Origin of the sequence: Paenibacillus sp. PvR133, from assembly GCF_017833155.1 — a bacterium.
GTDB classification, from domain to species: Bacteria; Bacillota; Bacilli; order Paenibacillales; family Paenibacillaceae; genus Paenibacillus; species Paenibacillus polymyxa_B.
Window position 1 is genome coordinate 2,656,646 of sequence record NZ_JAFIBS010000001.1, and the last position, 17,558, is coordinate 2,674,203.

The following is a 17,558-nucleotide window of genomic DNA, read 5'->3' on the forward strand; positions in this document are numbered from 1 at the left end:
GCTTCGCTTGTACAGCATCATTCCGTCTGCTCCGTTTTCCATGCACATTTTTTAAGTTTTACGTATATACTTCCATTTAAATAGAAAAAAAAAGGTGTTCCCTGAAACTAATGGCTGGGGGAACGCCTTTTTTATATGGCATTTTACGTTTATTGTACTTCGATTCATCCCGCTATGGCTGCAATCTTCTCTGTGAAAGTCATGTAAGCTTTCCTGAGGCGCAAAAAAAATGTATAATCACTCCAATTGAGTACGTAGGGAGTGGGCTTTATGACATGGCAGGACAAGAGAGAGCATCGGCAATTTGCGGAACAGACACGAAGCGACGCTTCACGGGCCGCATATGAACGGGACTACTCCCGTTTAATCCATTCACCGACTTTCCGTCGGTTGCAGGGTAAATCACAGGTGTTTGGCGCAGGCACGGGCGATTATTACCGCACACGACTGACGCATTCTTTGGAGGTAGCGCAAATTGCGCGTGAAGCATCACGAAGCTTGCTGCGCCGCCATCCCGAAGTAGAGCTGGAACAAGCAGATAACGCAGGACTGATCATTGACCCTGAGGTGGTAGAATGTGCTTCCATTGCACATGACTTTGGGCATCCACCGTTCGGACACAAGGGGGAAGAGGTGCTGGACGGGATTTTGGATCAACTGATTGAAACAAAGGTAGAAAAGATATCCTCTGCCGGAGGCTTCACACCGGAGTCTAAGCGTGGACAGGAGGCCTATGCGCGTGAGCGACGAATTTATGAGCATTTTGAAGGGAACGCGCACAATTTCCGGCTGATTATGTTTTTGGAGAAGCGTGAGAACGTGGATGGTTTGAATTTGTCGGACGCTGTGTTACTGGGGATCAACAAATACCCGTACCCGGGGATTCTGAACAAAAAAGGGTTGTACCTGCATGAGTGGGAATACATACGTTCCATCCGCGAGGATTGGGGTATCCCTGATGGTAAAAAAACGTTGGAAGCCCAGCTTATGGACCTGTGCGACGATATCGCTTATTCTGCGCATGATCTGGAGGACGGGATTAAGGCTGGGAAAATCGAGGTACATGAGCACTTCTTATATGATCCGTATTTAATTCGTCTGATTACGGAGAAAATCACCACGTTGGAGGATAGCTTCTGGCAAGGCTGGCAACTGGCTCAGATTGAGCAGAAGGTAGCGGCTGTGCTGAGCGAATTTTTGAAGGTGTGGAACGGCAAGATGCCGATGTGTGAACACGATTATTCCCGTACCCGCCGTGAAGTGAAGGCATACTGGGTCAGCCTGTTTGTCAGCAGCTTGGGTGTAATTGAGGATGGAAATTGGAAAAAGGTGACCTTCGTACGAGATGGAAGCGAAGATTTGGATATGCTGCGCACTGTGAGTGTGTTGAAAAGCTTTGCTTGGGTTACGATGATCCGCGATCTGCGCGTACAGCGACTGCAAAAACGGAGTGAGTGGATGCTCAGACGGCTGTGGTTAGCTTTTCTAGACCCGGAAACGTCCAAATCTATTATTCCAAGCGACTGGCTCCAGCGCTATGAGCGCGACCAAGCCAAGGCGAAACCGATCTGGACATGGGAGCATATGGTCATAGACTATATTGCAGGCATGACCGATGCTTTTGCTGAAAAAATCTATAATGAGTTATACGGCCTGAAGGTGGGTTCGATTTATGATCTGGATTGACCTTTAAATTACCCCTATATAGTAGAAGGAACTGGTTTGTAATGGATAGCAGGAAGGAGGAATGTGTCTATGCAATCTCAGTCTTTATCTACGAAAAGGTTGAATCTCGGTGTGCTCGATATGGTGCCGTTGCTGCCCGGTAACCGTCCGGAGCAGGCGGTTCAACGAGCTGGTGAACTAGCGAGACAGGCAGAAGCATGGGGATATACACGCTACTGGACCTCGGAGCACCATGATATGGAGGGGCTGGCTTCCTCCAGCCCGGAAGTGCTGCTGTCTCATATCGGGGCGGTGACGAAGACAATCAAACTGGGTGCGGGTGCTATTTTGCTCCCGCATTATAGTCCAGTCAAGGTCGCGGAATGGTTTCATTTGCTGGCTGCTCTATATCCTGGCAGAGTCGAATTGGGCCTGGGGAGAGCACCTGGTGGTGGACCTCATGCTTCAATGGCACTGAGCGGTAATTTTCTTCAACATGTGACGGAGCTGCCACAGACGATGGAAGCTCTATTGGCTTTGCTGGAAGGTACATACGAATATGAACAGGTGCCTGTGTTTGCCCGGCCGATGCCTGAACAGCCGCCAGCAGTGTGGATGCTGGGTACAAACCGAAAAAGTGCCGAATATGCCGCCCAGTATTCAACAGGCTATGTATTCGGTCAGTTTATGAGTGAACAGCAAACGGAAGAAATGCTAAGCATTTACCGCTCCAGCTTTCAGCCATCCAACCGGATGGACAAGCCACGTACCATGGTTGCTGTAGGAGCAGTATGTGCCTTGACGAATGAACTGGCGCAGCAATGGGCTGGTCAGATTTCATTGGGCGACCCGGCAATGCGAGCCAGCTGGCTGGTGGGAACGCCGTCGGATATTGCCGAACGGTTACGCGGCTTGCAGATTAAATATGATAATGATGAGTTTCTGTTGGTCACACCGATTCCCGATTATGAGCAGCGGCTTCACTCCTACCGTCTAATAGCGGAGGCTGTAAATTCTAACCTTGATTCCAAATGAAAAGAGATATGACATGAATAAACAGAAAACGAATATCGAAGAAATGAAACCAAGCTACATATATACCTATGCGTGTCATGAAACAGAGCGTGAGTTGTGTTTTTTGGAATTAAAATGCTTGTTCGGTCAGCCGCCCGTGCAGGACTTTATCCTATTGTCCCATCGGCGTCTGGAGCCGGGGACGAGCCCGTTTATTCATCTTAGGCTGGATGTAATGACAGATGCGGGAACGCTGGAAGAGCTATGCGAAGCAGCTTCTATGTTACAACTTGAGGAAGGAAAGACTTTCAAGGTGTTGTGCCTTAAAGAAGGTGACCATGAGGCCGACTATGACGAGCGGCGCGGGATCGAACGCCGAATGGGTGCACGCATTCATGGGCAGGCGCAAATGAAGACACCGGATATCACCCTTGGTGTTATTCGGATAGGAGAACGGTGGCTACTGGGCACGTGTCAGTATAGCGACAGATCGTGGCAGGAGCGTCGTCAGAAGCCGCAAAACTATTCTACTGGACTACCCGTTATGGTTGCCAGAGCACTTGTGAATTTGGCAGCAACTGATCTAACAGCAGCAAAGGGAGAGCCAGGCTCATTGAAGCTGCTAGACCCGTGTTGTGGTATGGGCAATGTAATGATTGAGGCATTGAGTATGGGAAAGGATATTCGCGGTTGTGATATCAACCCGTTGGCGGTGCGTGGGGCACGAGTGAATTTGCGTCATTTTGGATATGAAGAAGATCTAGTGAAGCTGGGGGATATGAATATGCTCGAAGGCACATACGATGCGGCCATATTGGATATGCCCTATAACCTGTGCTCCGTGCTCCCGGCTGATGAACAAAAGAAGATGCTGCGCAGTCTGAGACGCTTGGCCGCGCGGGCAGTGGTCGTGAGCACGGAGCCGATGGAAACATTGTTATCCGACTCAGGTTGGACCCTTACGGAGCAATGCCGCATACATAAGACAGGTATGAGTCGGGAAATCTGGATCTGTAAGTAGTGTGTTAATACTGAGTTTTGTAGTTAACCAAATTCAGCGGCAGTTCCTGATCAGCGGCATAGGCATTCAAATTAGTAAGAAAAATATCTACCGCCCGTTCGGCATATCGGTCCGTATCGCCTGCAATATGCGGTGTGATCAAGACATGGTCCAGACTCCATAGCGGATGTGAAGCAGGTAGCGGTTCTTCCTCGAATACATCCAGTCCGGCAAAGGCAATATGCTTTTGCTCCAAAGAGCGTACAAGCGCATCCGTATGAACGGTGCCACCGCGGCCTACATTAATGAAGAAGGCTCCCTTACGCATAGCTGCAAATGCTTTTTCGTCAAAGAAGTGATGGGTTTCCTTGGTGAATGGTAATATATTTACCACGATATCCGCTGCTCCCAATGCTTCGTGTAGTTGTTCGTTAGTATACATGTGCTCTACATGGGGAGCTTCCTTGCCAGAACGACGGACTCCGATCACCCGCATGCCAAAGGCTTCTGCAATCCGCGCTGTTTCACGGCCGATTTCGCCAACGCCTGTAATCAACAGCGTTTTGCCACGTAATTCCGTCAGTTGGCCTTTCGGTGGCTGCCATGTTTTCTGACGTTGCAAGAGAGCTGCTTGCTGTAAATAACGTGTATGCGATAGCAGCATGCCAAAGATCTGCTCTGTAATTGGAATTGCATGCACACCACTTGTATTCGTTAGTAAAATGTTACGCTTCTCCAATTCGGTAAGCGGTAGCTTATCAATCCCAGCCGACCAGGTTTGTATCCACTTCAGTTTGCTGTCTGGGTGTAACGCCTCTTCGGCAATATGCTTGGACCAGCCTAGAATAACCTCGGCCTCCCGGATTTGTTTAGACTCCAATTCCTGAGCTTTGCCAATAATCAACTCGTAGCCCGGAGCTGTTGCACGAACTTGTTTTTTTTGCTCTTCCGTAAGTTGATGTAAGCTTAAAATGTTTCCCATAGTTCATAGCCTCCTCGATTTTTGATTCCTTGGAGTTTCCAATATATTCTGGCGAACCATCCTTTCAAGAATAACAGATTGCCGAAAAAATTGCATAATTAGGGTAAAAACGAGCTCGCGGTGTCACTATATATAACAACAAATGGCTTTACCCTGATTAGGGACAATCCAAACAGCTACTTTTTGAGATATCCACAAATATCTATTAGGAAAGGAGGTATAGGTTGATGAAAAATGAATCGCAAAGACTTTTTACAGCTATTGCTCTCCCAAATGAGCATAAGAAGAAATTACATGATTGGGTGGAGCAGGATTTAAAAGACCTGACTTTTCGCAAATGGAGTGATTTCAGAGATTACCACGTGACACTTCAGTTTTTGGGTGATGTGGAGACCTCGGTTATACCGAAACTTGAGCAGGTTTTAGTTCAAGCTGCAGCTGAGCATGACCCGTTCACACTCGGCATTGGAGAAGCAGGTTTTTTTGGCCGTGAAGAATTTCCGCGTGTACTGTGGAGGGGAGTGACCGGGCAGCGTGATTCACTGGATCAACTGTACCAGTCCATACTCCAGGCTACCGAACCGCTGGGTTTTAAACCCGAGGAACGACCTTATCGACCTCATATCACCCTAGCACGCTCGTACACAGGAGAACAGCCTATTCCACCGTCTATTTGGCAGTCAAATGACCGATGCAGCGAGCCGTGGGAAGTGGGAGAATTTGTTTTATATGCAACCCGAATGGGTCAAAAACCAATGTACCAAATAATTCAAACATTCCCATTAATGAGGTGAAAGCCTTGATCTATCAGCGAATTTAGTGATATAGTGTTTCAGCGTTATTCAAAAAGCGCATTTTAGGTTACATATCTGAGGAATGTGCTTATAGTTAACGGGAGGAACATTATGGAAATCGTTAAAGAACATCGTTGGTTTGCACCTCTATTGAGTGTGCTGCTTGTTTGTATATTGGGGATAGGCCTCTACGCTGAGGTTCAGCAAACACAGAAAAATCATAAAAATGCACCTATGCAATCTCTGAGCTGGTCAGGGAACTCTTCGTCTCCTACATATGGCGACAGGATGGGGACCCATAACGGGTCAAACAGGACAAGCCCCATCTTTGTCGCTGCTCATGGGCAGTCAAGCTGGAAAGAAATCATGCCGACTCCGTTACCTGCTTCCCAGATGAAGCAGGCGGAACAAGCTCGGAATAACGTTGCTACAGGCAAGAAAAAGCCTGAGGTCCAGCATAGCAAGTCCGCAATCCTAACCCCTCCTACAACCATCTACTTTACGAAGACAAAAATGCTCACGCAGGATGACAAGGCGTTGTCTACCTGGAGCTATCCTGTCTCCGCTAAAGAACTGCTCCTGCTGCAAAAAATAGTGATGGCAGAAGCAGAAGGCGAACCGTACGAAGGCAAAGTGGCAGTTGCCAACGTTGTCTTAAACCGGCTGCGGTCAGCCCCATTTCCCGATACAATTCAGGCAGTGATTTATCAAAAAGCGCAATTTAGTCCGGTCGCGAACGGGCGTCTTCGTCGTGTTCAGCCCAACCAGGACAGCATCCGTGCGGTTACTGCTGCTTTGAACGGCCATAAAGCCGTGCCTGATAACACCTGTTTTTTCCTGTCGCTTACGTTGGCCCAGGACCTTACGGTTCATCATTCGCGTACCAAGGTGAAAACTATCGGTCATCATACTTTCTACAAATAACAGCCCTTTCTAAACAATAGGGTTCAGCTTTGTGAACGGATTTTGTGGTACAGGTGAAGCCAGTATGCAAAAGAGTTATAATAGGTAAAGGAAAGTAACCAAAATAATGAAAGTGACAAAGGAGGCGTAGATGATATGAAAATCACATATTATGGACATTCAGTTGTACTGGTAGAGGCAGAGGGGAAACGGATTATTATTGATCCTTTTTTGACGGGAAATCCTAAGGCAACCGTAAAAGCTGAGGATATTCAGGTGGATGCCGTGTTGTTGACACACGGTCATGCTGATCATTTTGGAGATGCTGTTGAAATTGCCAAGCGCAATGATTGTCCAGTAATCGCGGTCGCGGAACTGGCTGAATATTGTTCATCCTTGGGAGCCAAAGCTCACGGTATGAATCTGGGTGGGGGTCACCACTTTGACGGTTTCCATGTGAAATTCACGCTTGCGTTCCACAGCTCATCTTTGACGGTGGACGGACAAACCATTTACATGGGAGAGCCGGCGGGGATTTTATTGACCATGGGAGGCCAAACCTTTTTCCATGCAGGGGATACCGGCCTGTTTGGCGACATGCGTCTCATTGGGGAAACTAACTCCATCGATGCTGCGGTATTGCCGATCGGAGATGGTTATACGATGGGACCGGAGGATGCATTGCTGGCAGCAAAATGGCTGCGTGCAAGCCGCGTAATACCGGTGCATTACAATACGTTCCCGGGTATTGAGCAGGACGGAGACGGCTTCTGTGATCGTCTACACAAAGAAGGCATTGAAGGGAAAGCATTGAAGCCCGGCGAAAGTCTCGAATTTTAATACGGATATCTGATTTGCGGGAATACACTTGATGGTCTATAAACTCATCAAATCTCTTTTGTCAGCCTTTTCTGTTCCTTAGAGGAATAGGAAAGGCTGTTTTTTAAAAGTGAATATTTATACATAAAAATGAGATATTTTTGCATTGATACGTTGAAGCTGTAATGTAAAAGATTTATTATCACAATCATAAAAACTTTGAATTGCTAACATGATAGGTCAATGATAAAATGATAGAACTAATTAGATTCATCAGTGGAATCGACGTATTTTTCAAGTCAAGCCATTGCATAATTATTGAAAAACATACGCATTCAGCGGACCGTACCGCCTTGAATACGTCACATGTTTTGTCCCCCATTCCTCGTAGTTGTTCTTTGAGTTACCTCTTGTTGCCACTGTCTTCTATTCGGCCGCCTGTATTTCAGGCCAGCATGACTTTATAACAGAAAGGTTGCGTTCCATGAGACAGACAGGTTTACCACCCAAACAGGGACTATATGATCCCCAATTCGAAAAAGACGCCTGCGGCATGGGCTTTGTTGCCCACATCAAGGGAAAACCATCGCACGATATTGTAAGTCAGGCTTTGACCATGCTCGTGAATATGGAGCATCGGGGCGGTCAGGGAAGTGAACCAAACTCCGGTGACGGAGCAGGGATTATGATTCAGGTCCCTCATCTGTTTTTTCAAGAGGAAGCGGAGCGATTGGGTTTCAAATTGCCAAAGGCCGGACATTATGGCGTTGGTATGCTTTTTGTATCCAATGATCCCAAAGTTCGTGAGGTACATGAGCAGAAGCTAAGAGATATCATCGTGGACGAAGGTCAAAATTGTTTGGGTTTTCGCGATGTTCCAACTTATGACGAAATGCTGGGGAAATCGGCAAAAGCAGCTAAACCGGGCGTGCGTCAGGTATTCATCGGTCGCAGTAGCGATCTGAAGGAAGAGCTGGACTTCGAACGGAAACTGTATGTCATTCGCAAACGTGCAGAGCTTGCTATTCGCTATAACCAAGAGGATGAGAACGGTGAGTCGTTCTATATTCCAAGTTTGTCATGTCGCAAGGTTGTATACAAAGGAATGCTGACAACCGAACAGGTAGGCAAATTTTATCTGGATTTGCAGGATGAGCGGGTGACATCGGCGATCGCGCTGGTCCATTCCCGTTTTAGCACGAATACGTTCCCGAGCTGGGACCGTGCGCATCCTTATCGTTTTATGATTCACAACGGTGAAATCAATACTATGCGCGGCAACGTGAACTGGATGCATGCTCGCCAGGCGCAGTTTGAAAGCGAAGCGTTTGGTGGAGATATCAAGAAGGTAAAACCAGTCATTAACCCAGATGGCTCCGATACAGCCATGTTTGATAATACGCTGGAGTTTCTGTATCTGAGCGGACGATCCCTTCCTCATGTAGCCATGATGATGGTGCCGGAGCCTTGGAACAAGCATGAAACCATGGACCCGAAGAAGCGAGCATTTTATGAATATCACAGCACCATGATGGAACCGTGGGACGGACCTGCTGCGATGGCGTTTACAGACGGTATCCAAATCGGAGCCATTCTCGACCGCAACGGTCTGCGTCCTGCACGTTACTATGTGACCAAGGACGATCTGATCGCACTGTCTTCAGAGGCGGGTGTATTGGATATTGCTCCTGAAAATGTGCTCTATAAGGATCGTCTCCGTCCGGGTCGTATGCTGTTGGTTGATACTCAAGAAGGCCGTATCGTTTCTGACGAAGAGTTAAAGGAACGTATCGCTTCCGAGGAACCTTATCAGCAATGGCTGGATGAGCACTTGGTTGATCTGGATGAGCTGCCGGAAGCACTAGAACAGCCGGAGCCTAAACATGAAAATGTAAATCAGCTTCAGCTCGCTTTTGGATATACGTTTGAAGAACTGCGCAAAATTCTGGAGCCGATGGCACTTACAGGTGCAGAACCGATTGGCTCAATGGGGTACGACGCACCATTGGCGGTGCTGTCTGATCGTCCGCAACGTTTGTACAATTACTTTAAACAAATGTTTGCCCAAGTCACGAACCCGCCGATTGACGCCATTCGTGAAGAGATTGTAACGTCAACCGCAACTACGATTGGGCCAGAGCGCAATTTACTGCATCCAGAACCGGAAAGCTGTCGTCAGATTCGTTTGGATTCGCCGGTGTTGTCGAATGAGGAGTTTGCCAAAATTCGCCACGTACACCGTCCGGGCTTCAAATCAATGACAATTCCGATCTTCTTTGAAGCGAAGGAAGGTGCTGAGGGCTTACGCAAGGCGCTGGAAGGATTGTTTGAGGCGGCTGACCGTGTCATTGACAAAGGTCATAACATCCTGATTTTGTCCGACCGTGGAGTGGATGCGGAAAATGCGGCCATTCCGGCGTTGCTAGCTGTTTCCAGCCTGCATCACCATCTGATTAAGCAGGGTACACGTACACGTGTGAGCATTTTGCTGGAGTCCGGGGAGCCAAGGGATATTCACCATTATGCGGTGCTGCTTGGATACGGTGTGAGCGCGGTTAATCCTTATCTGGCTTTTGAAACGCTGGATGTCATGATTCAGCAGGGCTTGCTGCGCGGCATCTCGCACGAAAAGGCAGTTAAAAATTATATTAAAGCGGCAACAAAGGGTGTCGTTAAAATATTGTCCAAAATGGGTATTTCCACGATTCAGTCGTACCGTGGAGCACAAATTTTTGAGGCTGTAGGTCTGAAACAGGATTTTGTTGACCGTTATTTCACCTGGACACCTTCCCGCATTGGCGGTATCGGTCTGGAGGAAGTGACTACGGAAGCGCTGGTTCATCATAACCGTGCTTTCACCGACAAGGACGGCAACGACAAAGTGCTGGATTCGGGCGGCGACTATCAATGGCGTAATGACGGGGAAGAGCATTTGTTTAACCCGCAAACGGTGCATTTGCTCCAGCAGTCGGTTCGCTCTGGAGACTACAAGTTATACAAGAAATACGCCAAGCTGGTGCAGGGCGAAACGGAACAGCATTTAACGATCCGCTCGATGCTTCAGTTGAAGCCTACGGGTGAGCCTGTGCCGCTGGAAGAAGTGGAATCCGCTGCATCCATTATGCGTCGCTTCAAGACAGGAGCCATGTCCTTTGGCTCGATCAGTCAGGAAGCGCATGAAGATATGGCGATTGCGATGAATCGGATCGGTGGCAAGAGCAATACGGGTGAAGGTGGGGAGAACCCTGCACGTTTCATTCCGGATGCCAATGGCGATTCTCGTCGCAGTTCGATTAAGCAGGTAGCGTCGGGCCGATTCGGTGTAACATCGAATTACTTGGTGAATGCCGACGAAATTCAGATCAAAATGGCGCAAGGCGCGAAGCCGGGCGAAGGTGGACAACTGCCAGGACGTAAGGTATACCCTTGGGTTGCTGAGGTACGTGGTTCTACGCCAGGAGTAGGTTTGATTTCACCACCGCCGCATCACGATATTTATTCTATCGAGGATTTGGCAGAGCTCATCTATGATCTCAAAAACGCCAATCCGCGTGCTGACATTAACGTGAAACTGGTGTCAGAAGTAGGCGTAGGCACGATTGCTACAGGGGTAGCAAAAGGCCGTGCTGACATTATTCTGGTCAGCGGTTACGACGGTGGTACAGGCGCTTCCCCGCAAGGCTCCATTCGCCATGCAGGTATGCCTTGGGAGCTGGGTCTGGCGGAGACGCATCAGACGCTGATGTTAAACAACCTGCGCGACCGCGTGGTACTGGAGACAGACGGCAAGATGCTGTCTGGCCGCGATTTGGTAGTAGCTGCCCTGTTGGGCGCAGAAGAATACGGCTTCTCTACAGCGCCGCTCGTGGCGTTGGGCTGTATTATGATGCGGGTATGCCAAATGGATACATGTCCAGTTGGTGTGGCTACGCAGAATCCGGAGCTGCGCAAAAATTATATGGGCGATCCTGCCCATGTGGTGAATTTTATGCGTTTCATCGCAGAAGATGTCCGTGAAATTATGGCGGAATTGGGTTTCCGTACAATTCAGGAAATGATTGGACGTACGGATTGTCTGGATACCGTGAACGCCGATTCACATTGGAAGAAGAAGGGCGTAGACCTGAGCTTGCTGTTGCATGTTCCTGAGTTGGAAGAAGGTAGTGTACGTTACCGCGTACAACGCCAAAATCACGGTCTGGAAGAAACACTCGACATGCAGAAGCTCGTACCGATGGCTGCGGAAGCGCTGGAGAACGGAACGCCTGTTGAGGGTACCTTACCTATTACAAACGTGAATCGGGCGGTAGGAACGATTCTGGGCAGCGAGGTTACCCGTAAGTATGGAGCGGCGGGTCTGCCAGAGGATACGATTCGCTTTAACTTTATTGGATCGGCAGGTCAGAGCTTCGGGGCATTTATTCCGAAAGGCATCACGCTGAGCGTGGAAGGCGATAGCAATGACTATGTCGGTAAAGGGCTATCTGGCGGTAAGGTTATAGTGAAAAAGTCTCACAAAGCAACCTTTAAGGCAGAAGAGAACATTATTATCGGAAATACAGCCTTGTATGGAGCGACCAGCGGTGAAGCTTACATTAGCGGAATCGCAGGCGAGCGCTTTGCCGTTCGGAACTCCGGCGCACGAATTGTAGTTGAGGGCGTTGGGGATCATGGTTGCGAATATATGACGGGCGGACGTGTAGCGGTATTGGGTGGAACCGGACGGAATTTTGGAGCCGGAATGTCCGGAGGTATTGCATATGTCTATGACCCTGAGGGGACGTTCCTGAGCCGTTGTAATCTGGAAATGGTGTTGCTGGAAGGTGTGGAAGAACCTGCAGAAGCAGCGGATTTGCGCGGCTTGATTCAACGCCATGTCACTTACACGGGCAGTGAAGCGGGACAACGTATTTTGGATGATTGGCAGACTGCGATTCAGCAGTTTGTACGAGTGATTCCAAAGGATTACAAGCGTATGGTTGAACAGATCCAAAAAGAAGAGGCAACTGGTTTGAGCGGAGATGAAGCTCTGTTGGCAGCATTTGAAGCCAATATGCGTGAATTGGCGCGTGCCGGGGGCTAAAATGTAGACTACCAAATTTACTAAAAAAGGACTCGCTGAATACCGCTGTTATAATCACGGTGGTACCAGCAAGTCTTTTTTAGGTTGCTAAAAATGTGATTCATTTCCTTGACAAACGTCATAAATTCTGACATTACCCCCAAAATGTTTTCCTGAAACGGTAAATATGTTATAAAAAGTACCAAATTTTTTGGAATGTAACCGTTTACGTAAGAGTTTATGTCTTGTTATTTATTTTTGGATTGGTTATGATTTTTTTAGAGTACACAAACAAACCTAATATGCCCATCGTCCCTTCAAAACACAGAATAGGGTGACAGGATGAAGTTGAGGAAGTCAGCAGAAGACAAAATGATTTTTTTATACCGTTATGTATCACTATCTCTAACGTCACTTGTTTTTCTGTTCGAATCATCTAGGTTAATCGTGTGGCAGAAGCTATTACTGATTGGTTTTCTATTTTTATCCGTTACAGCATTTACTTGGATTTACCGTAAATACAGACTTCATGATATGGTATTGAAATGCAGCATTGCACTAGAAACAGCAGGGATCATTTTGTTGTTATTCCCAACCGGAGGGATGGATAGCCCGTTCAAATGGTATGTGATTACCCCCATGCTGGTGGCTTGTGCTCATCTGTCTATGAGATACAGTTGGACACTCCTCCTTTCTTATATCGGCTTGGTGCTTACATTTTGTTATATCTTTTTTACACCAGGTCAATATTTTTTGTGGGATCTTATATTGCAGAATATCAATTTGTTTCTGGTACTGATCGTAACTACGATGGCAATGCAGGTTATCGGCGTCATGAAGGACGAACTGAAGGTGGCTAAAGAACAAGCCAATGAGACGATGGATCATATCAAGTCGATTTACCACATCATGGAGACGACCAGCCACAATGAGGCTTTAAATCTCGGCCAGGTCATCTCAGACTATACTGTCAAGCTAACAAAGCAGAGCCGTGCATTTTTCTGGCTGGATAGTCAGGAGGAGGATGCACCGGAAAGTAGCCAGACAGGCTGGACGGTAGAGGAGGAGGAGCAGCTATTTGAGGAGCTGGGGAATTATCGGGAGGAATTCAGGGAAGAGCGTGAACCATTTTTCAGACATCTGCCAGAATGGGGCGATTTCCTCATGATCACAGTACCGATGACGACCCGTTTTGTAGCGACGATTGGCCTCAAGCTGGGCCCGGATCAAAGTCTGACAGGAAGACGCTGGCTCGTGCAACAACTGATATTCTTGGCTGAGCTGAGCGCTGTGTTCTTGGAGCGCTATGAGCTGGAGCGTATTGAAAATCAGCTGATTGTGACGAATGAGCAGAACCGAATTGCAAATGAAATGCATGACAATGTTTCTCAAAGTCTTTTTGGTATTGTGTACGCAACGCATTCTCTCCGGCAAACCTGGTGTCATCAGCCAAAGGAGCAGGTGGAGGAGCAAATTGATCTAATTCAGCAATCTGCTAACCAAGCGGTTAGAGAGCTGAAAGGGGCGATTCATAGTCTAAGCTCGAAAAAAAGCGGAGGCTCAACTTGGTTAGGGACGGTGAAAAGTCATCTCCATACACTCTCCAAGCTGAACCATGTACAAATTGATTTTGACATTCATGGTGATCATTATTCACTTCCGTATTTGTACCAAAAAGCTTTGTTCCGCATCATTTCCGAAGCGGCGGGGAACGCAATCCGTCATGGATTGGCCAAGCGAATTGATGTGAAGTTAAAATTGACGCCCCAAGTGATTAGACTGTCTATTCATGACGACGGAGTAGGGTTTGAGACGGCGAGAATGGTAGCAGGAGGTGAGGCGGTCAGTGCAGGCGGGGGCCTGGGCATGATGAATATGGAATATTTAGCTCAATCGATGGGAGGCGAATTTGATATTTCAAGTCGAATCGGAGAGGGAACACAGATCCGATTGTCCATTCCGGTAAATGCTTATGAATGAGGATTTTGCAAAATCCTCGAATAAAATGCGTGAACATTCTGCAATACAAAATCTGCGGTAACAATCGGATACATAGGGATTATGCAAATCCTGAACTGTAGACAGGAGGCCGAATCATGAAAATTGTCATTGTCGATGATCATCCTTTAGTACGGAAAGGACTCGCTGCGGTTATATCCATGCAGCCCAATGTTCAGTTTGCGGGAGAGGCCCAGAATCAACAGGAAGCACTTGTGGTGATCGAGGAAACAGATCCGGATCTGGTGCTGCTGGATTTGAAACTAGCTGATGAATCGGGGCTGGATATTATCAAGATAGCGCGCGGACGTGGTTTCAGAAGCAAATTTATTTTGCTGACCTCTTCCGCAACACGTGAAGATTTTCTGAAAGCAGAGGAAGCTTCCGTGGATGGTTATGTGCTTAAGGAAGCATTGCCTGAGGAATTAATTTACGCGATTCATCTTGTCAACAAAGGACGCAAATATTATGATCCGGCTATTCTCGAAAACAAGCTGCGTGAAGATGCGGGCAATCTGTCGGACGACCTGACGCCAAAGGAAAAGGAAGTGCTGGTCGAGCTGGGACAAGGAGCCTGCAATCGTGAAATTGCATCGCGGTTATTTATCAGTGAGTTCACAGTCAAAAAGCATGTCAGTCAGATTTTGGCCAAGCTGCGGCTGGCGGATCGTACGCAGGCGGCATTGTATGCCAATGCCATTGGTCTGGCGAAGTACGAGCCAACAAACATGGTATGATGCGCTGACTCTATAAGCTGCGCTGCACTTTTATATGCGAGTGGAAAGAAAAGCCTCAAAATCACCAAGCTTTGTGATTTTGAGGCTTTTTTCGATTTCTTTTTCCATAATCGACAAAGCATGGTACAAAAGTATACCATGCCGTATCCGAAAGTATACATTTCCCTCCCCCCATAGTGAGGGAGAAAGTGCCATTCGGTTCCATGTCGTTCACAGAGCCAATTGTTACAATAAAGTCATACTTAAATATGTAGAGAAATTGTATAGGAGGGAGGATTTTTGTGGAGAAAACCATTTTGGATTATCTAGTCCTGATCAAAAGAAGATTGTGGCTGATCGCAATTTTTGTCATTCTCTCATGTGTAACAACATACTTTGTGAGCGACAATGTTGTGAAGCCAGTCTATTCCGCTTCAAGCCAACTGCTGGTTAATCATATTTCCGCCAAGCAGGGGAGTAACAATCTGAACGACGTCAACACAAGTCTTAATTTGGTGGAAAGCTACAAGCAAATTCTCACTTCACCTAAAATTATGGACGCTGTTGTAGCGGCTCATCCCGAGTTCGGTTTGACGCAGCAGAAGTTGGCAGAGAAGCTGCAGATTAAATCCTCGGATAAAAGTCAGGTTATCGGTTTGACGTTTGAGGCAGGGAGCTATCCACAGGCCGCAGCGGTTGTAAACGCGGTAACCCAGAAATTCGTACAGACAGTTCCGGGATTGATGGAATTGAATAATGTGAAAATTTTAAATGAAGCGGACCCTCAGGCCAACCCTGACCCGATTAATGGGAACCCGCTCATGAATATTGCGATTAGTTTTCTCGTATCGCTGATGATTGCATTGGGCACGATTGTGTTCCTGGAAAGCATTAACGGCACGCTGCGCTCGGAGAAAGAAGCGGACGCGGACATCGGTATTCCGGTAATTGCATCGATTCCAGTCATTCGCAAGAAGGACGTCGATGGAGCAGCCGGAAATTCCAAAGAACGGGTAGGGGAGCGTAAATATGCTGCGATTGAATGACATGTTGATTACAGAAAGTAATCCATCATCGTATATCTCGGAATCATTTCGATCCCTCCGTACATACATCCGGCAGCAGGTGATTGGGCAAAAGGACCGTGGAACGGTTCTATTGTTGACCTCGCCGGAAAGCGGAGCGGGTAAAACTACACTGCTCGCCAACATCGGAGTTTCCTTTGCACAAGAAGGCAAGAAGGTGGCTCTGGTGGATTGCAATCTGCATAAACCAGCGCTGCACGAGATATTCGGAATGGAGAATACCGGAGGTCTATCGGCTTATTTGCGCGGTGGGGCTTCTTCCAAGTCTATCGTTAGGCATGGTGGGCTGGAGCTATCGGTTGTTCCCGGTGGAGACACCCTGTACAACGCAGCAGATCTGCTCGGTAGCGAACGTATGGCTGAGCTGCTGGAAGAGCTCAAACGTGAATATGACATCATCTTGCTTGATTCGGCTCCGGCGTTGAATTATACGGATGCTCGCTTGATTGCAGGCTTGACGGATGGTGTGATTCTCGTTGCTAGACATGGTCGTACCAAACGGGAAGATCTACGCAAAACAAAGCAACTCATGGAGCAGGCCAGTGCGACGCTGGTTGGAATTGTGATGAATCAGGTGAAGTAAGCAACACCAAAATTCGATGAAGCAAGGAGAATGAGTGCGATGACGAAAAGAGTGAAAAAGGCCATTATTCCAGCAGCAGGGTTAGGTACGCGCTTCCTCCCTGCCACAAAAGCGATGCCTAAGGAAATGCTTCCAATTATCAATAAGCCTACGATTCAATATATCGTGGAAGAAGCGATTGCTTCTGGTATTGAGGACATTATTATCGTTACGGGTAAAGGCAAACGTGCCATTGAGGATCACTTTGACAACGCATTTGAGCTGGAATCCAAACTGCTCGAGGACGGTAAGCTGAAGCTTCTGGAGGAAGTACAGCGTTCTTCGGGAGTGGAAATTCACTACATTCGCCAAAAAGAACCCAAAGGTCTTGGACATGCGGTATGGTGCGCAAGACGCTTTATCGGGGACGAGCCGTTTGGTGTGCTGCTGGGCGATGATATCGTAACAGGTCAGAAACCTTGCCTGCGCCAGCTGATGGATCAGTATGAGGAAACTCAAAATTCGGTTATCGGTGTGCAACGGGTACCGCAGGAATTTACGAACCGGTACGGCATCATTGAACCGGATCAGCAGGACGGACGCTTGTACCGAGTGAATAATTTTATAGAAAAACCGGCTCCAGGCACAGCGCCATCCGATTTGGCTATTATGGGTCGCTACGTGTTCTCACCGAAAATTTTCAAATATCTTGATCTTCAGGAAAAAGGAGCTGGCGGCGAAATTCAGCTGACGGATGCGATCCAAAAGCTGAATCAGAGTGAGCGTGTGTACGCCTATGATTTTGAAGGCACACGTTATGACGTGGGTGAGCGTCTTGGATATATTTTAACCACACTTGAATTTGCACTTGCCAGCGATGATTTGAAGTATCCGGTTATGGAGGCCATGAATGAATGGTTGAAAAAGACCGAGAAAGCAACCACGGCAGGTTGAGAGG

Annotated in this window: 13 protein-coding genes; 12 read left to right on the forward strand and 1 reads right to left on the reverse strand. The window is 47.6% G+C overall.

What is annotated here, in order from left to right:
• Window positions 1-270: 270 nt before the first annotated feature.
• From JOE49_RS11595 to JOE49_RS11605, 3 genes are all read left to right on the forward strand, one after another.
• Complete coding sequence (locus tag JOE49_RS11595; protein WP_028543119.1) at window positions 271-1,686, forward strand: deoxyguanosinetriphosphate triphosphohydrolase family protein; 1,416 nt, start codon at window positions 271-273, stop codon at window positions 1,684-1,686.
• Window positions 1,687-1,755: 69 nt separating this feature from the next.
• On the forward strand, window positions 1,756-2,700 hold the full coding sequence (locus JOE49_RS11600) for an MsnO8 family LLM class oxidoreductase (RefSeq protein WP_023987409.1): 945 nt from the start codon (window positions 1,756-1,758) through the stop codon (window positions 2,698-2,700).
• A 13-nt stretch (window positions 2,701-2,713) separates the two neighbouring features.
• Complete coding sequence (locus JOE49_RS11605; RefSeq protein ID WP_209941242.1) at window positions 2,714-3,700, forward strand: TRM11 family SAM-dependent methyltransferase; 987 nt, start codon at window positions 2,714-2,716, stop codon at window positions 3,698-3,700.
• 4 nt (window positions 3,701-3,704) lie between these two features.
• On the opposite strand, the gene JOE49_RS11610 is transcribed toward JOE49_RS11605, so the two are convergent.
• Window positions 3,705-4,661, reverse strand: coding sequence for a D-2-hydroxyacid dehydrogenase (locus JOE49_RS11610; protein ID WP_053324847.1), 957 nt, complete (start codon window positions 4,659-4,661; stop codon window positions 3,705-3,707).
• Window positions 4,662-4,888: 227 nt separating this feature from the next.
• Between JOE49_RS11610 and thpR the strand changes: the two genes are divergently transcribed.
• The 9 genes from thpR to galU all read left to right on the forward strand — a co-directional run bounded on the left by thpR (window position 4,889) and on the right by galU (window position 17,554).
• Window positions 4,889-5,455, forward strand: coding sequence for an RNA 2',3'-cyclic phosphodiesterase (thpR, locus tag JOE49_RS11615; RefSeq protein WP_209941244.1), 567 nt, complete (start codon window positions 4,889-4,891; stop codon window positions 5,453-5,455).
• Between the two features lie 111 nt (window positions 5,456-5,566).
• The gene (locus tag JOE49_RS11620; protein WP_209941246.1) at window positions 5,567-6,379 is read left to right on the forward strand and encodes a cell wall hydrolase; all 813 of its coding nucleotides are present in this window, start codon (window positions 5,567-5,569) and stop codon (window positions 6,377-6,379) included.
• Between the two features lie 135 nt (window positions 6,380-6,514).
• Complete coding sequence (locus tag JOE49_RS11625; RefSeq protein WP_028543114.1) at window positions 6,515-7,198, forward strand: metal-dependent hydrolase; 684 nt, start codon at window positions 6,515-6,517, stop codon at window positions 7,196-7,198.
• Window positions 7,199-7,661: 463 nt separating this feature from the next.
• Entirely contained in the window at window positions 7,662-12,260 is a 4,599-nt protein-coding gene (gltB, locus tag JOE49_RS11630) for a glutamate synthase large subunit (RefSeq protein WP_209941248.1), read from the forward strand.
• 321 nt (window positions 12,261-12,581) lie between these two features.
• The gene (locus tag JOE49_RS11635) at window positions 12,582-14,219 is read left to right on the forward strand and encodes a sensor histidine kinase (protein ID WP_028543112.1); all 1,638 of its coding nucleotides are present in this window, start codon (window positions 12,582-12,584) and stop codon (window positions 14,217-14,219) included.
• 116 nt (window positions 14,220-14,335) lie between these two features.
• Complete coding sequence (locus JOE49_RS11640) at window positions 14,336-14,974, forward strand: response regulator (protein ID WP_013309148.1); 639 nt, start codon at window positions 14,336-14,338, stop codon at window positions 14,972-14,974.
• A 281-nt stretch (window positions 14,975-15,255) separates the two neighbouring features.
• Window positions 15,256-15,999, forward strand: a complete 744-nt coding sequence (locus tag JOE49_RS11645) for a YveK family protein (RefSeq protein ID WP_023987416.1) — start codon at window positions 15,256-15,258, stop codon at window positions 15,997-15,999.
• A complete protein-coding gene (locus JOE49_RS11650) occupies window positions 15,983-16,621 on the forward strand; it encodes a CpsD/CapB family tyrosine-protein kinase (protein ID WP_013309150.1) in 639 nt (212 codons plus the stop codon). Before JOE49_RS11645 ends, JOE49_RS11650 begins: the two co-directional genes overlap by 17 nt.
• Before the next feature lie 39 nt (window positions 16,622-16,660).
• A complete protein-coding gene (gene galU / locus JOE49_RS11655) occupies window positions 16,661-17,554 on the forward strand; it encodes a UTP--glucose-1-phosphate uridylyltransferase GalU (protein WP_013309151.1) in 894 nt (297 codons plus the stop codon).
• Window positions 17,555-17,558: the final 4 nt, after the last annotated feature.

What these genes read in the sequence shown, in the direction of transcription:
- JOE49_RS11595 (WP_028543119.1), top strand. Translation starts at nt 271, where the DNA reads ATGACATGGCAGGACAAGAGAGAGCATCGGCAATTTGCGGAACAGACA.
- JOE49_RS11600 (WP_023987409.1), top strand. Translation starts at nt 1,756, where the DNA reads ATGCAATCTCAGTCTTTATCTACGAAAAGGTTGAATCTCGGTGTGCTC.
- JOE49_RS11605 (WP_209941242.1), top strand. Translation starts at nt 2,714, where the DNA reads ATGAATAAACAGAAAACGAATATCGAAGAAATGAAACCAAGCTACATA.
- JOE49_RS11610 (WP_053324847.1), bottom strand. Translation starts at nt 4,661, where the DNA reads ATGGGAAACATTTTAAGCTTACATCAACTTACGGAAGAGCAAAAAAAA.
- thpR (WP_209941244.1), top strand. Translation starts at nt 4,889, where the DNA reads ATGAAAAATGAATCGCAAAGACTTTTTACAGCTATTGCTCTCCCAAAT.
- JOE49_RS11620 (WP_209941246.1), top strand. Translation starts at nt 5,567, where the DNA reads ATGGAAATCGTTAAAGAACATCGTTGGTTTGCACCTCTATTGAGTGTG.
- JOE49_RS11625 (WP_028543114.1), top strand. Translation starts at nt 6,515, where the DNA reads ATGAAAATCACATATTATGGACATTCAGTTGTACTGGTAGAGGCAGAG.
- gltB (WP_209941248.1), top strand. Translation starts at nt 7,662, where the DNA reads ATGAGACAGACAGGTTTACCACCCAAACAGGGACTATATGATCCCCAA.
- JOE49_RS11635 (WP_028543112.1), top strand. Translation starts at nt 12,582, where the DNA reads ATGAAGTTGAGGAAGTCAGCAGAAGACAAAATGATTTTTTTATACCGT.
- JOE49_RS11640 (WP_013309148.1), top strand. Translation starts at nt 14,336, where the DNA reads ATGAAAATTGTCATTGTCGATGATCATCCTTTAGTACGGAAAGGACTC.
- JOE49_RS11650 (WP_013309150.1), top strand. Translation starts at nt 15,983, where the DNA reads ATGCTGCGATTGAATGACATGTTGATTACAGAAAGTAATCCATCATCG.
- galU (WP_013309151.1), top strand. Translation starts at nt 16,661, where the DNA reads ATGACGAAAAGAGTGAAAAAGGCCATTATTCCAGCAGCAGGGTTAGGT.